We start from the raw sequence: 15052 nt of genomic DNA, 5'->3' as shown, positions 1-15052 counted from the left end.
CCACCGCCAAATCTCTCCGGCACCCGAAGGGACAATGCCTGCCGGGCGATACCGCGACAGGCTTTCCGGTTCATGGGCATGCCATGTTCAATAATGGAGCATCTTGATGAAGCCTACGCGTTCGCTCGCAGAAATCAACCATCTTCTGCTCATGGTTGCGTGACTAAATTATTGAATTCGAAGAATTTATGTCAGCATCCCGAAAATGGCGCCCTCCGGCGAAATACACGCTCTTCGCGACCGGCGGCGGATTTTCGGCAGATATTTTGGCGAGAATGTCAAAAAAGATCAAAATTAACATTTGCGTAAGCCTTCAATAACTCTCCGGTAAGAATGTGCGGTTATCAGTTAGGGCGTGGCAGCAATGACCGCCGCTTCTCCGGTTCAGGTAGTGCGTACCGGAGAAAGCGAGCTTCGCCGTGTAAGGGCGAAGACGCCTGAGTTTTCGGCAAACCGCGCAGAGCCAAGGCCATGCGCGGTTTTCGCGTTTGCGTGGGAACTTGCACCGAGCCAAGTCTTGCGCCGGGCCAAGTCTTGCGCCGGGCCAAGTCTTGACCCGAGCCAAGCTTGACCCGAGGTTGCCGCCCATTGTAGGCCTCGCCTGAACGAGAGGCGAATGCGGGCCATCATGGCAAGAGCGATCATGCTGCAGGGGACCGGCTCCGATGTCGGCAAGACGGTTCTGGTTGCGGGCCTTTGCCGGTTGGCGGCCAATCGCGGGCTGACCGTCCGGCCGTTCAAGCCGCAGAACATGTCGAACAATGCGGCGGTCGCCGATGATGGCGGCGAGATCGGCCGGGCGCAGTGGCTGCAGTCGTTGGCCGCGCGCGCGCCATCAACGGTGCACATGAACCCGGTGCTGCTCAAGCCGCAATCGGAAAATGGCAGCCAGATCATCGTGCACGGCAGGGTATTTGGGCAGGCGAAAGGACGCGATTACCAGCGGCTGAAGCCTCAGTTGCTCGGCGCCGTGCTCGAAAGCTTCGAAAGAGTGGCCGATGGCGCCGATCTCGTCATCGTCGAGGGCGCCGGATCGCCCGCCGAGATCAATCTCAGGGCCGGCGATATCGCCAATATGGGCTTTGCGACGCGTGCCCGCGTGCCGGTCGTGCTTATCGGCGATATCGACCGCGGCGGCGTCATCGCCTCGCTGGTCGGCACGCATGCGATCCTCGATGATGGCGACCGGGCGATGATTGCAGGCTATATCATCAACAAGTTCCGCGGCGACGTCTCGCTGTTTGACGACGGCATCCGCGCCATCGAAGGTTTTACCGGTTGGCCGTGTTTCGGCATCGTGCCGTGGCTGAGGGGGGCTGCGCGCCTGCCGGCCGAAGATTCGGCCGTGCTCGAACGGCTGGCGAGGGGCGGGACGGGCGCGCTGAAGATCGCCGTGCCAGTGCTGCCGCGTATCGCCAATTTCGACGATCTCGATCCGCTGAGGACCGAGCCGGATGTCGAGCTGGTCTTCGTGCGATCAGGCGAGCGGCTACCTGCCGATGCGAGCCTCGTTGTGCTTCCCGGCTCGAAATCGACGATATCGGATCTCGCCGACTTCCGCGCCCATGGCTGGGATCACGATCTCCAGGCGCATGTCAGGCGCGGCGGCCGGGTGATCGGCATCTGCGGCGGCTATCAGATGCTCGGCCGCATGGTGCGCGACCCTCTCGGCATCGAGGGCGGGACGCTCGAGACGCCGGGGCTCGGGCTGCTCGACATCGAGACTGAGATGGCGCTGGAAAAGACCGTGCGCAACAGCCAGGCCCGCTCGACCGAATATGACGCGCCGCTCGCCGGCTACCAGATCCATCTCGGCATCACCCGCGGCCCGGATTGCAATCGGCCTTCCGTAATCATCGACGGCGCGCCCGACGGGGCGCTGTCGGCCGACGGCCGGATCATGGGCACCTATCTGCACGGGCTCTTCGGCAGCGACGCCTACCGCGCCCGACTGCTTCAAAGCTTCGGCCTATCAGGCGAGCGGAGGAATTACCGCGACGTCGTCGAGCAGGCGCTCGACGAGATCGCCGGAGAATTGGAACGTCATCTCGATCCGGGCTGGTTTGCGGGGTTGATTGGCTAGCCTGGGTATGTCGTGGGCGGCTGCCGCATCGTTCCTAGTCTGTGGGATGACAAAAATCGCGGCTCCCTCTTCTCCCCAGCGGGGGTCCGAAGGACGGGTCGAGACCCGTGGCTCGACCCCGGTCGGTGGCCCGAAGGGTCGGATGAGGGGGCGACGCGGCACTACGTCATTGATTGCCCTTCGCTTTCGCTCAGCGCATTCGCGGCTCCGCCGCTCACCCCCTCAACCGCCTGCCGGCACCTTCTCCCCGATGGGGAGAAGAGAATCGTGGCGGCGCCGCGTTCCCCCTGCAGCAAAGAAGGGACTGACCAGACTGATGCGCGGCATGGCGGTCGAGTTCGGCGCGCACGGCATCACCAGCAACGCGATTGCGCCCGGCTGGTTTGCTACCGAGACGAATGCGGCGATGGCTGCGAACGAGGAATTGATGCCCTTCGTGCGCCAGCGCATCACGGTCCAGCGCTGGGGACGCCCAGACGAGATCGCCGGCGCGGCGCTGTTTCTCGCAAGCGCCGCCGCTTCCTTCGTCAACGGCGATGTGCTGACGGTCAACGGCGGCATGACGGTCAGGATGTGAGATATTCGTAGGCGCTACGGCACCGTCTTCATTTCTGCAGCACTCTCCGTTGCCCTTCGTCGGCAGGCGAATGACGGCAACGGCAGGTATCATTCCCTCTGGCTTGTGGTTGTCGTTGCCGGAGTCCGTGGCTAGAAATATCTGCCTGACTCGACTATTGGTTGACGTGCAACGCCCCCGTTGGTCATCGCCGTCCATTTGCCCGATTTCCGACGATAGACTGCGTCGGTCATGTGGAGATTCCAAAATTAACGATCATATTCAGTGGCTTATAGAACAGGGAATCACTAGTGAGCATATTGGCGATCTCGTCGCCGGCCTGTGCGACCGGTTGATCGCGGACGGCTTTCCCATCTGGAGGGCCAGCATCACTATGCCATCCATTCACCCTATGTATCGCGGCGTTTCGGCCAATTTCATCCGGGGCGGTGCAACGGTTCTTGAAAATGCGGCGCATGGCAGCGTGGAAGAGCGCAATTTCGAGAAAACGCCGATATTCTACCTGTTGAGCCGCGGCGAAAGAACGGGGCGTTGGATACTGGCGAAGGGTGAAGGTTTCGACTATCCGCAGCTCAAGGAATTCGCGCTCGCCGGCGGCACGGACCACGTGGTCAGCCTTTTCGAATTCCCGAAGGAAGTCGCGCTACGCGGGCTCGGCTTCTCGCTGACCAGCGATGCGCCGGGCGGATTTTCCGATGATCAGCTGGCAACAGTCAAAGCGCTTGTCCCAGCGCTGGGGCTGGCGGCTTACCGTGTGGCGGCATCGAAAACCGCCACCGATATCCTCGCGGTCTATACCGGCGCCAGAACGAGCGCGCGCATCCTGGCCGGGGAGACCCAGAGGGGAACGGGCGGTTCCATCAATGCCGCGATCCTGCTTGCGGACCTCAGAAATTTCACTGCCTTGACCGAGGTCTATCAACCCGGCGAGATCGTCGGGTTTCTGAACGAACATTTCGAGCTGATCGATCGGCATGTCGAGGAAAATTCCGGCGAAATCCTCAAGTTCATGGGCGACAGCGTGCTGGCGATCTTTCCGACCGACGCCGACGACCCACAGAAGGCTTGCATGGCCGCGCTGGCTTCCGCGAAGAATCTGCTGAAAGCAAACGAGGCGCTGAACCGCGAGCGGACGCAAAACGGCGGCCCCGATATCGGCGTCGATGTCGTCCTTCATCTCGGCGAGGTTTTCTACGGGAACGTTGGCGCCCGCGGCAGGCTCGATTTCACGGTGATCGGCAGGGCCGTCAACGAGGCCTCGCGGCTTGAAAAGCTCTGCGGCACGCTAGAGCAAGACCTGCTGATGTCGGAGAGCTTCGCGACCACCTGCGCCGTGGCCTGCGAGTATCTGGGTTCGTTTGAATTGCGCGGCGTTTCGAAGCGGGCAGAGGTGTTCAAGCTCGCCGGCCCCGGATCATAGCGGCTTAGATCTCGCCGGAGACCTCGCGGCGGCGGCGGTCGAGTTCTTCGCTGTAACGGCGCAGCGTATAGCTTTCGCTGAGCTGGCCGATCACCTTGCGTTCGATCAGGTTGTTGACGACGGCGAGCGCTTCGCTTTCGCTCTTGTCGAAGATCGCCGCCGCCTGTCTGGCATTCATCTGCGGCTGCAGGAAGTCGTTGCGGTAGTGGATGAAATCGGCAAGCGTCTTGCCCTCGTCCTGGGCGTCGGTCGGGTTGGCGTAGATCTCCGGCACCAGCACCAAACCCGCATATTTGTCGCTCTCCTCGACGAGGATGACGCGCTGGGTCGAGCCGATCGGGAAGGCCTGCTTGAATTCCTCCAGCGTGATGCCCGCCTTCGCCTTTTTGACGTCGGCGCGCATCAGCTTGTCGACCGTCAGATTGCGGATCCAGCCGACGTCGTGGGCGCTGCGGATGCTTTCGCCGCGCAGATGGAACCGCCATGTGGCGAAGGAGTAGCCGAAGGTCGAGCGCACGACGAGGGAGGAGGTGATGACGGCAGCGAGCACCAGCGCCGTGATCGGAAAATCGCCGGTGATTTCGAGCGCCAGGAACGTCATGGTCAGCGGCCCGCCGATGACGGCGACGGCAAGCGAGCTCATGCCGACCACGGCATAGATGACGGGCGTCAGCGTCGCATCGGCGAAGTAGGGGCCACAATAGGCAAAGAGCTTGCCGAGCAGGGCGCCCATGAACAGCGAAGCGAAGAATAGCCCACCCCTGAAGCCGGAGCCGATCGAGATCGCCGAGGCGAAGGATTTCAAGAGGAAGAGGCCGATCAGCGTCGGGATTGCCACCTCACGGGAAAGATTGAGATGTAGCGCGCCGTGGCCGGCCGAGAGCACCTGCGGCGAGATCATAGCCAAGAGCCCGACGATGATGCCGCCGAGTGCCGGACGGAAGGGTGGGGCGATTGAGCTCTTGCGCGCCAGCTCCTCGACAAAAGCGACGCCCTGCATGATCAGGATGCCGACACCGGCGCAGAAAATGCCGAGCAGCAGCGCTGGGATATAATCGGCCGGCACGACCGAGCCGAAGCTGCCGATATCGATGGTGAAATCGCTGCCGGCAAGCAGCCTTGCGATCAGAGTCGAGACAAGGGCGGAGACGACGACAGGCGTCAGCGAGACGATCGTATAGGAGCCGATGATCAGCTCGAAAGCGTAGAAAGCACCGGTCAGCGGCGCGTTAAATGCGGCGGCGATGGCGCCCGCCGCGCCGCAGCCAACCAGGGTGCGCAGGTCCGAGCGGCGAAGCTGCAGCTTCAGGCCGAATTTCGAGGCGAGGCCGGCGGCAAGCTGGGTATAGCCGGCCTCCAGGCCGACCGAGGCGCCGAAACCGTTGGAGATCAGGTTCTGCACGGCAACGATGATGCTGTCGGTCAGGGACAGGCGGCCGCCATGCAGCGCATTGGCCTCGATCGGGTCGACCATCGGCTTCTTGCGCCGTTTCGCCAGCACGAGAAGCAACAGGCCGAGCAGGGCGCCGCCGATGACGGGGGCGGTGAGCAACAGCATCTTGTTCTCGATCTCGGACGCGCTCAGCCGTTCGCTGTCGGCGATGCCGAAGACCAGCTGATGCAGCTCGTTGGAGACGTAGCTCATGCCGGTGACGGCAAGACCCGAGATAATGCCGACGACGGCACCCGCCAGCGACAGGCCGACCTCGCTACGGCGGGTCAGCGCCCGCAGGCGTCCCGGATCGAAGAAAACACGCAGCGCGCGGAAACGGCGCCGATCCAATTTCATAAGCATGGCTAGACAACTAGGCAGGGAGAGGCCCGGTCAAGGGCGAAGGCGCAGTCCGCTTGCGACGCAATTGCGGCGAAAACCCGGCGGGCGGGATAAATATTTGTGACGTAAGCCTCTGATAAATGACGATGTTTTAGGTAGAGTAAGTCGTGTTGGAGCAAGCATACCGGCTGGCCGTCAACTGGTCGACCGCCAAGGCCGGTTGACTTCACCCCTGCGCTTGCCTAACCATCCCGATAACGGATGGTCGATTGACCATCCTGACATAACGGATGGTTCCGGATCGGTGTTACGCCCTTCCGGATGAAAAGGGAATGTGACGGGGCGGACCCAAGCCGGGCGCCTTCATCACAGCCGACCCCGCGACTGTAGAGCGGTCAGGGTCTTCCATCCGGCACTAAGCCCTTCCGGCCGGCGACTTGCAATCATGCAAGCGGGCGGGATAGGCGATATGCCGGAAAAGCCACTGGAAATGCATGGTGATCAACCGGGGTCGGACGCCTCTCAAGTCTACGAATCGTCCACCTTTTCACTGATGCGGCCGGGAAGGCGAGGATGATCCGCTGGCACGATCAGGGCGACCGGTTTCCGGTCTGCCCCGATCGCGGCCGATAACCGCGAGCCAGGAGACCTGCCATGCGTGCCGGGCGAGAAGCCCACACCTGGGCACTATGCCCGTTGCCAGCACGGAGGTTGTCTTGGCTGAACGATTGAATTCAGCGCGGCCTGGTGCGGCGCTATTTGCTTCCTCTTCTCCCCAGCGGGGAGAAGGTGGCCCGAAGGGTCGGATGAGGGGGCCGCACGGCACGCCCTTCATCATTGCCCTTCGCTTGCGCTCAGTGCATTCGCGGCTTCGCCGCTCACCCCCTCAACCGCCTGCCGGCACCTTCTCCCCGCTGGGGAGAAGAGATGTGCGGGGGCGCCTCGCTTCCTCTCATTCGCGAGGGGGGACCGAAAGACGGGTTGAGACCTGTGGCTCGGTGCATTTGCGAGGCACTTTCCTCTCCTCCCTCATTCCTGTGCTGGTCACAGGAATCCAGTGCGCCCAAGTCCTTGGGCGCGAAAGAATCATTTCACGACAGCACAGAGTCATTCACGGCGCGGACGCGCCGTGGCTGGACTCCTGTGACCAGCACAGGAATGAGGGAGCGTGGTGGAACGTTGCGTTTCCTCTGGAGGCCGCTTTCGCATGACGGCCTCCCCATCCAACACCGTCTTCATCCTCGGCGGCGCACGTTCCGGCAAATCCCGGTTCGCCGAATCCCTCGTCACCGCAACCGGCCTCGATCGCCACTATCTCGCGACCGGCCGCGCTTGGGACGAGGAGATGCAGGCGCGCATCGCCCAACACCAAGCCGACCGCGGTCCGTCCTGGACGACGTATGAGGAGCCGGTCGATCTTGTCGGCAAGCTCACCGCCATCGATGGACCGGGGCGCATCGTTCTCGTCGACTGCCTGACGCTCTGGGTCACCAATCTGATGATGGAGGAGCGTGAGATGGCGGCGGAATTTGCTGCCCTTGCCGATTTTCTGCCTGCCGCGAAGGCACGGCTCGTTTTCGTTTCCAACGAGGTCGGCCTCGGCATCGTGCCCGACAATCGCATGGCGCGGGATTTTCGCGATCATGCCGGCCGACTGCACCAATTAATCGCGGCGAAGGCCGCCGAAGTTTATTTCATCGCGGCAGGCCTGCCGTTGAAAATGAAGGGTTAAGTCCATGAACCAGCAGAAGATTCCCGCAACCGTGATCACCGGCTTCCTCGGCGCCGGCAAGACGACGCTGATCCGCAACCTGCTCACCAATGCCGGCGGCAAGAAGATTGCGCTTATTATCAACGAATTCGGCGATCTCGGCGTCGACGGTGATGTGCTGAAGGGCTGCGGTGCGGAGAATTGCACCGAGGACGACATCATCGAACTCACCAATGGCTGCATCTGCTGCACCGTCGCCGACGATTTCATCCCGACGATGACCAAGCTGCTGGAACGCGAATATCGGCCCGACCATATCGTCATCGAAACCTCGGGCCTTGCCCTGCCGCAGCCGCTGGTCGCCGCCTTCAACTGGCCCGACATTCGCACCCAGGTGACCGTCGACGGTGTCGTCACGGTGGTCGACAGTGCTGCCGTTGCCGCCGGCCGATTCGCCGACGACCATGATGCCGTCGATGCGCGCCGCGCCGAGGATGAATCGCTCGATCACGAAAGCCCGATTGAGGAGCTGTTCGAGGATCAGCTCACCTGCGCCGATCTCATCGTGCTCAACAAGACCGACCTGATCGATGCTGCCGGCCTTAGCCGCGTGCGGGACGAAGTCGCCTCCCGCACCGTCCGTAAGCCGGTCATGATCGAAGCACGGAATGGCGAGGTGTCGGCCGGCATCCTGCTCGGCCTCGGCATCGGCACGGAGGACGATGTCGCCAATCGCAAGTCGCATCACGAGCTGGAGCATGAGGACGGTGCGCCGCACGATCATGACGAATTCGACAGCTTCGTCGTCGATCTCGGACCCATTGCCGATGCCGCCGGCTTCATCGAAGCGCTGAAGGGCATCATTGCCGCCCATGACGTGCTGCGCCTAAAAGGTTTCGTCGATGTGTCAGGCAAGTCGATGCGCCTGCAACTCCAGGCCGTCGGCAGCCGCATCGACCATTATTTCGACCGCGCCTGGGCAACTGGCGAAAAGCGCGCCACGCGCCTCGTCGTCATCGGCCTGCACGAAATGGATCAGGGCGCGGTGAGGGCGGCGATCGAAGCGCTGGCGTAACCCGATGCATCTGCTTCTGGCTCAACAAGGGACGATCAGCGACGGTGAGGAGGCAATCGACCTCGGGCAGTCCCCGGGCGATATCCTGTTCCTGTCGGCGGCCGACAGCGAGCTTGCCGCGATCGCCGCCGCCTATCGCGATCGCCGGACAGCACCTTCGCTGCGACTCGCCAGCTTGATGAGCCTCAAGCACCCGATGTCGGTCGACACCTATGTCGAGCGCACAGCGCGGCATGCAAAGCTGATCATCGTGCGTGCGCTCGGCGGCGCCAGCTATTTCCACTATGCGCTGGAAGCGCTGCATGCGGCAGCTGCCCGCGCCGGTGCGCTGATCGCCGTGCTGCCGGGCGATGCCAGGCCGGATGCGGGGCTGGTGCCGTTCTCTAATGTTGATGTCGACGATCTCAATGCGCTCTGGGCCTATCTGATCGAGGGCGGCGATGCCAATACGCAGGCGTTTCTCGATTATGCCGAGGCGATGCTGGCGGATGGCGAAAAGCCGGCGCCGGCGGTGCCTTTGATGAAGGCGGGTATTTGGTGGCCGGGACGAGGGGTGATCGGGGTCGAGGAGTGGCGGCGGGTTGTTGCGGAGATGTCTTCGCGTGTGGTGCCTGCCTTATTCGCCGAGCTACCCCCCTCTGTCCTGCCGGACATCTCCCCCACAAGGGGGGAGATCGGCAAGTCGCCAGGGCTTCGCACAAGAGAAACGTTGGAGGATGCCGCACCTTCGGCCGAGGAGATGGAGCGAGACTTCTCATCCCTGATCTCCCCCCTTGTGGGGGAGATGTCCGGCAGGACAGAGGGGGGTATCCCGAACTCGGTGGCAGACGCAGGATCCCAACCCATCGTCGCCATCAGCTTCTACCGCGCCCTCGTCCAAAGCGGCGAGACTGGGCCGATCGAAGCTCTGATCGAAGCGCTGATGACACTCGGCCTGCGGCCGCTGCCGGTCTTTGCCTATAGTCTCAAAGATCCGGTTTCGACAGGCATTCTCGAAAGCGTATTTTCGGCGCTGAAACCTGATGTCGTCATCAATACGACGGGCTTTGCGGTCTCGGCACCGGGTGCCGACCGGCAGCCGACGGTGCTGGAGGCGAATGAGGCGATCGTGCTGCAGGCGATCCTGTCGGCCTCGTCGAGGGAGGCATGGGCGGCTTCTTCGCAAGGCTTGTCGGCGCGCGATCTCGGCATGAACGTGGCCCTGCCTGAAGTCGACGGTCGGGTGCTGGCGCGGGCGGTCTCTTTCAAGACGGCGGCGCGCTACGATGCTGCCGTCGAGACCAATATCGTCGCCAGCCAGGCCGACGCCGGCCGTGTGCGTTATACGGCGGAGCTCGCCGGCAATTGGGCACGGCTGCGGAAGACATCAGCCGGCGACCGGCGCATCGCGCTCGTCGTGGCGAATTATCCGAACCGCGACGGTCGGCTCGGCAACGGCGTCGGCTTGGATACGCCAGCCGGCACCATCGAGGTGCTTCGCGCCATGCGGGCGGCGGGGTATCCGGTCGCCGAGATTCCCGCCGACGGCGATCTGCTGATCCGCCATCTGATGGAAGGGCCGACCAATTCCGGTTCCGACGGAAAGATCATCCGCGAGACGCTTTCCCTGAGTTCGTACCACAGCTTCCTGGAATCTCTTCCTAACAAGATTCAGAATGAGGTGAGAGCCCGCTGGGGAAGCCCGCAAGACGATCCGTATTTTCGCGAGGGCGTCTTCGCCCTGCCCTTCGCGCGCTTCGGCGAGGTGCTCGTCGGCATCCAGCCGGCGCGCGGCTATAATATCGATCCGAAAGAGAGCTATCATTCGCCGGATCTCGTGCCGCCGCACGGTTATCTCGCCTTCTACGCTTTCCTGCGCCGCGAGTTCGGTGCGCATGCCGTCATCCATATGGGCAAGCACGGCAATCTCGAATGGCTGCCGGGCAAGGCGCTGGCGCTGTCTGAAAGCTGTTATCCCGAGGCGATCCTCGGACCGCTGCCGCACCTTTATCCCTTCATCGTCAACGATCCGGGCGAGGGTACGCAGGCCAAGCGCCGAAATGCTGCTGTGATCATCGATCATCTGACCCCGCCTTTGACGCGGGCCGAGAGCTATGGGCCGCTGAAGGATCTGGAGGCGCTGGTCGACGAATATTACGAGGCATCCGGCGGCGATCCCCGCCGCATCCGGCTGCTCAGCCGCCAGATCCTCGATCTCGTGACCGATATCGGTCTCGACCGGGATGCCGGTATCGCCAAGGGCGAAAGCGAGGGCGAGGCGCTGAAGAAGCTCGATGCCTATCTCTGCGACCTCAAGGAAATGCAGATCCGCGATGGGCTGCATGTGTTTGGGGTCTCGCCCGAGGGGCGGCTGCTGACCGACCTCACTGTGGCGCTGGCGCGGGTGCCGCGCGGGCTTGGCGAGGGCGGTGATGCGAGCTTGCAGCGGGCGATTGCTGGAGATGCGGTGAAAGATCTCTCCCAGCTGAAAGACCCCTCCCCAACCCCTCCCCACAAGGGGGAGGGACTTACCTCTGCGCTTGCTGCAGCCCGTATTGCCAAAGCTGATGTTGAGACGGGGCGCCCAGCAAGCCCCTCCCACCTGTGGGGAGGGGTTGGGGAGGGGCCTTCTTTCGACCCTCTCGACACCGACATGGCCGCCATCTGGACCGGGCCACGTTCTGAGATCCTCGCTGACCTCCTCGATACCCCATGGCGAACCAACGGCGACACCGTCGAGCGCATCGAACTGCTGGCGGCGAAGTTCGTTTCCGGCGAGAGCAAATGCCCCGAGGACTGGAAGGCGACACGGGTGGTGCTCTCCGAAATCGAAACCCGCCTCAAACCCTCCATTCTCGCCTGCGGCCCCGCCGAAATCGAAGCTCTGCTCAAGGGCCTCGACGGCCGCTTTGTCGCGCCCGGTCCATCCGGCGCGCCGACGCGAGGGCGGCCCGACGTCTTGCCCACCGGCCGCAATTTCTACTCCGTCGACAGCCGTGCCGTGCCGACGCCAGCTGCCTACGAGCTCGGCAAGAAATCGGCCGAACTGCTTGTCCGCCGCTATGTGCAGGATCACGGCGAATGGCCTGTCTCCTTCGGGCTGACGGCCTGGGGCACGTCGAACATGCGCACCGGCGGCGACGATATCGCCCAGGCGCTGGCGCTGATCGGTGTCAAGCCGCTCTGGGACATGAGCTCGCGTCGTGTCACCGGTTACGAGATCATTCCGCCGGCGATGCTCGGGCGGCCGCGCGTCGACGTGACGCTCCGCATTTCCGGCTTCTTCCGCGATGCCTTTCCCGAGCAGATCGCGCTGTTCGACAAGGCGATCCGTGCCGTCGGCGCACTTGAGGAAGACGAGGCCGACAATCCGATCGCAACACGTATGCGAGGCGAGGCGGCAAGGCTTGGCGCCGCCGGCCTGGACGAAATCTCGGCAAAGCGCCGGGCGGGCTATCGGGTCTTCGGCTCGAAGCCCGGCGCTTACGGCGCCGGCCTGCAGGCGCTGATCGATGAAAAGGGCTGGGAGCGGCGCGCCGATCTCGCCGAGGCCTATCTTGTCTGGGGCAGCTATGCCTATGGTGCCGGCGAAGAGGGCAGGGCCGAACGCGGCCTGTTCGAGGAGCGGCTGCGCTCGGTGCAGGCTGTCATCCAGAACCAGGACAATCGCGAGCACGACCTGCTCGACAGCGACGACTATTACCAGTTCGAGGGCGGCATGGCGGCGGCCGCCGAGCAGCTCGCCGGCGCGCGCCCTTCGATCTATCATAACGACCATTCCCGGCCGGAAAAGCCGGTGATCCGTTCGCTGGAAGAGGAGATCGGCCGCGTCGTGCGGGGGCGCGTCGTCAACCCGAAATGGATCGCGGGCGTCATGCGCCACGGCTACAAGGGGGCAGCCGAGATCACCGCCACCGTCGATTATCTCTTTGCCTTCGCTGCAACGACAGGTGCGGTCGGCGAACATCATTTCGAGGCCGTCTACCGGGCCTTCGTCGCCGATCCCGGCGTGCGCGATTTCATGATCGAGAAGAACCCGGCGGCGTTCGACGAGATGAAGGAGCGGCTGTTCGAAGCGATCGACCGCAGCCTCTGGACGCCGCGCAGCAATTCGGCCCGGTTCGACCTGGCTGCTACACAACAGAATGAGGTGACCCAATGAGCGACGAGACCCCGGACAGCGAGATCGCAGAAGGCGGAGTTGGCAAGGACGACGCCCGCCATGCCGAGAAGATGGCGAAGAAGAAGGCCGCGCGCGACAAGATCATGGCGACCAAGACCGATGGCAAGGGCCTGATCATCGTTCACACCGGCAAGGGCAAGGGCAAGTCGTCTGCCGCCTTCGGCATGATCTTCCGCCATATCGCCCACCGCAAGCCGTCGGCCGTCGTGCAGTTTATCAAGGGCGCGATGTGGACCGGCGAGCGCGACCTGATCGAGAAGCATTTCTCCGATCTCTGCCAGTTCCACACGATGGGCGAGGGCTTCACCTGGGAAACCCAGGACCGCGCCCGCGATGTCGCGGCAGCGTCGGCTGCCTGGGAAAAGGCCAAGGAGCTGATCCGCGACGAGCGCAATTCCATGGTGCTGCTCGACGAGATCAATATCGCACTGCGCTACGACTACCTCGATATCAACGATGTCGTCGCCTTCCTGAAGAGCGAGAAGCCGGCCATGACACACGTCGTGCTGACGGGACGCAACGCCAAGGAAGAATTGATCGACATCGCCGATTTGGTGACCGAGATGGAGCTCGTCAAACACCCCTTCCGCTCCGGCATCAAGGGCCAGCCGGGCGTGGAGTTCTGAACATCAGGACCGGCTCCCGTCGGCAAAGCGCGCGGGCAACGTTGTGGGCCTCGCGCTCTGCGCTAAACATTCACGTGAGAGAGTCTCTGTTGGAATCTTTGTGGGCTGTTCGTCATGGATGAAGTCCGATTCGACATCGTTCGGCGCCTGGTGCTCGGGCTCGGCTGCGAGCGTGGTGCACCGGCACAGGAGGTGCTGGCTCTAGCCGAACAGGCGCTTCGTAAGGCCGGGGTCAGCGGGGAGGCACTGGCGGCCGTTGCCTCGATCTATACCCGTAAGAACGAGCCGGCGGTGCTTGCGGTGGCGGCGCATTTCTCGGTGCCGGCGGTATTCTTTACCGCCGCACGGCTGGAAGGGGAGACGCCGCGGCTGAAGAACCCGTCGGAGATCGTCTTTGCCCGCGTCGGCTGCCATGGCGTTGCGGAGGCGGCAGCACTAGCGGCAGCGGGCGCCTCGGCCGAGCTTGCCGTTGCCAAGATCAAATCTGCGCATGCGACGGCGGCATTGGCGCAGCGGGTCGCAGAATCTGTATCAAATCAATAAAATAGAGGATGATGTCGTCTGAAAACCGCTCACACTTTTCAGCATCATTCTCTGGCGCTATGATGGCGCCAACGCGCGGCGCCGTCCGGCTGCTTCACGGTTCACATCTAGAGGATATCTCATGCACAAGGTCATTTATGACACTGACCCTGGCGTCGACGACGCCATGGCGCTTCTCTTCCTGCATCGTCATCCCGAAATCGACCTTCTCGGCATCACCACGGTTTTCGGCAACGCCTCGGTCGAGACGACGACGCGCAATGCGCTCTTCCTCAAGCGCGAATGGAATATTCCGGCACCCGTTTCCAAAGGCGCCAGCGTCACCATCGATTCCGCGCGGGCGGAGCGGCCATGGCCGGCCATGGTGCACGGCGAGAACGGCCTCGGTGATATCGATGTGCCCGAGACGATCGACCTGCCGCTCGATCCGCGCCCGGCGCATCGCTTTATCATTGACACGGTGCGCGCCCATCCGGGCGAAGTGCGACTCGTCGCCGTTGGCCGAATGACCAACCTGGCGCTGGCGCTGAAGGAAGATCCCGAGATTGCGGCGCTGGCCAAAGACGTCGTCATCATGGGCGGCAATTTCTATGTGCCGGGCAATGTCTCGCCGGTCGCCGAGGCCAATATCCACGGTGATCCCGAAGCTGCCGACATCGTCATGACCGCGCCCTGGAAGGTCGCCGTCATCGGCCTCGACGTCACCGCGATCACCACGATGAGCCGCAGCTATCTCGGCGAGATGGCGGCCAGGGGTGACAAAGCAGTCAAGCAGCTCGACGCGCTCTCGCAGTCCTACATCGATTTCTACAAGCACGCGGTTGAAGACGGCATGATGGTGCATGACAGTTGCGCCTGCGTCTATGTCGTGGTGCCGGAGCTGTTCTCGTCGATCTCGGGTGCGGTGCGCGTCGTCTGCGGCGGCATTGCCGACGGTCAGACGATCGTTAGGCCGGACGCCCGGCGTTTTCCGCCTGACGGCGCTTGGGATGGGCTGCCGAGCCAGGTCGTCTGCACAGGTATTGAATCGGAGAAGGTCCTCGACCTCATCCGCAACACGCTGCTTGCAGCCTGACGGATG

Annotated in this window: 9 protein-coding genes, 1 pseudogene and 1 riboswitch; of the genes and pseudogenes, 9 read left to right on the top strand and 1 reads right to left on the bottom strand. The window is 63.0% G+C overall.

Annotation, left to right across the window (positions count from 1 at the left end):
* Positions 1 to 628 precede the first annotated feature (628 nt).
* The 3 genes and pseudogenes from N1937_RS12180 to N1937_RS12170 all read left to right on the top strand — a co-directional run bounded on the left by N1937_RS12180 (position 629) and on the right by N1937_RS12170 (position 4080).
* The gene (locus tag N1937_RS12180) at positions 629 to 2083 is read left to right on the top strand and encodes a cobyric acid synthase (protein WP_260058943.1); all 1455 of its coding nucleotides are present in this window, start codon (positions 629 to 631) and stop codon (positions 2081 to 2083) included.
* Positions 2084 to 2363: 280 nt separating this feature from the next.
* Positions 2364 to 2660: pseudogene (locus N1937_RS12175) on the top strand (SDR family oxidoreductase); the annotation flags it as partial.
* Positions 2661 to 2991: 331 nt separating this feature from the next.
* Positions 2992 to 4080, top strand: a complete 1089-nt coding sequence (locus N1937_RS12170; protein WP_032985101.1) for an adenylate/guanylate cyclase domain-containing protein — start codon at positions 2992 to 2994, stop codon at positions 4078 to 4080.
* Positions 4081 to 4084: 4 nt separating this feature from the next.
* On the opposite strand, the gene N1937_RS12165 is transcribed toward N1937_RS12170, so the two are convergent.
* On the bottom strand, positions 4085 to 5875 hold the full coding sequence (locus N1937_RS12165) for a chloride channel protein (protein WP_170261967.1): 1791 nt from the start codon (positions 5873 to 5875) through the stop codon (positions 4085 to 4087).
* Between the two features lie 253 nt (positions 5876 to 6128).
* Positions 6129 to 6525: riboswitch (cobalamin riboswitch) on the top strand.
* A gap of 536 nt (positions 6526 to 7061) precedes the next feature.
* On the opposite strand from N1937_RS12165, the gene cobU reads away from it, so the two are divergent.
* The 6 genes from cobU (at position 7062) to N1937_RS12135 (ending at position 15046) form a co-directional block, all read left to right on the top strand.
* Positions 7062 to 7586, top strand: coding sequence for a bifunctional adenosylcobinamide kinase/adenosylcobinamide-phosphate guanylyltransferase (cobU, locus tag N1937_RS12160; RefSeq protein ID WP_260058932.1), 525 nt, complete (start codon positions 7062 to 7064; stop codon positions 7584 to 7586).
* Positions 7587 to 7590: 4 nt separating this feature from the next.
* Positions 7591 to 8640, top strand: coding sequence for a cobalamin biosynthesis protein CobW (cobW, locus tag N1937_RS12155; RefSeq protein WP_260058931.1), 1050 nt, complete (start codon positions 7591 to 7593; stop codon positions 8638 to 8640).
* A gap of 4 nt (positions 8641 to 8644) precedes the next feature.
* Complete coding sequence (gene cobN / locus N1937_RS12150) at positions 8645 to 12781, top strand: cobaltochelatase subunit CobN (protein ID WP_260058930.1); 4137 nt, start codon at positions 8645 to 8647, stop codon at positions 12779 to 12781.
* On the top strand, positions 12778 to 13428 hold the full coding sequence (cobO, locus tag N1937_RS12145; protein WP_260058929.1) for a cob(I)yrinic acid a,c-diamide adenosyltransferase: 651 nt from the start codon (positions 12778 to 12780) through the stop codon (positions 13426 to 13428). Before cobN ends, cobO begins: the two co-directional genes overlap by 4 nt.
* Positions 13429 to 13542: 114 nt before the next feature.
* Positions 13543 to 13971, top strand: a complete 429-nt coding sequence (locus tag N1937_RS12140) for a cobalamin biosynthesis protein (RefSeq protein ID WP_017964673.1) — start codon at positions 13543 to 13545, stop codon at positions 13969 to 13971.
* A 121-nt stretch (positions 13972 to 14092) separates the two neighbouring features.
* Positions 14093 to 15046 (top strand): nucleoside hydrolase, encoded by a 954-nt coding sequence (locus N1937_RS12135; RefSeq protein WP_017964672.1) that lies wholly within the window; start codon positions 14093 to 14095, stop codon positions 15044 to 15046.
* Positions 15047 to 15052: the final 6 nt, after the last annotated feature.

Source organism: Rhizobium sp. WSM4643 (assembly GCF_025152745.1).
Lineage (GTDB): Bacteria > Pseudomonadota > Alphaproteobacteria > Rhizobiales > Rhizobiaceae > Rhizobium > Rhizobium leguminosarum_I.
Note: the sequence above shows the minus strand (reverse complement) of the source record. Positions and strands in the feature narration are given on the sequence as shown.

Coding starts and splice junctions, on each gene's coding strand:
- N1937_RS12180 (WP_260058943.1), top strand. CDS start 629: ATGGCAAGAGCGATCATGCTGCAGGGGACCGGCTCCGATGTCGGCAAG.
- N1937_RS12165 (WP_170261967.1), bottom strand. CDS start 5,875: ATGCTTATGAAATTGGATCGGCGCCGTTTCCGCGCGCTGCGTGTTTTC.
- cobU (WP_260058932.1), top strand. CDS start 7,062: ATGACGGCCTCCCCATCCAACACCGTCTTCATCCTCGGCGGCGCACGT.
- cobW (WP_260058931.1), top strand. CDS start 7,591: ATGAACCAGCAGAAGATTCCCGCAACCGTGATCACCGGCTTCCTCGGC.
- cobN (WP_260058930.1), top strand. CDS start 8,645: ATGCATCTGCTTCTGGCTCAACAAGGGACGATCAGCGACGGTGAGGAG.
- cobO (WP_260058929.1), top strand. CDS start 12,778: ATGAGCGACGAGACCCCGGACAGCGAGATCGCAGAAGGCGGAGTTGGC.
- N1937_RS12140 (WP_017964673.1), top strand. CDS start 13,543: ATGGATGAAGTCCGATTCGACATCGTTCGGCGCCTGGTGCTCGGGCTC.
- N1937_RS12135 (WP_017964672.1), top strand. CDS start 14,093: ATGCACAAGGTCATTTATGACACTGACCCTGGCGTCGACGACGCCATG.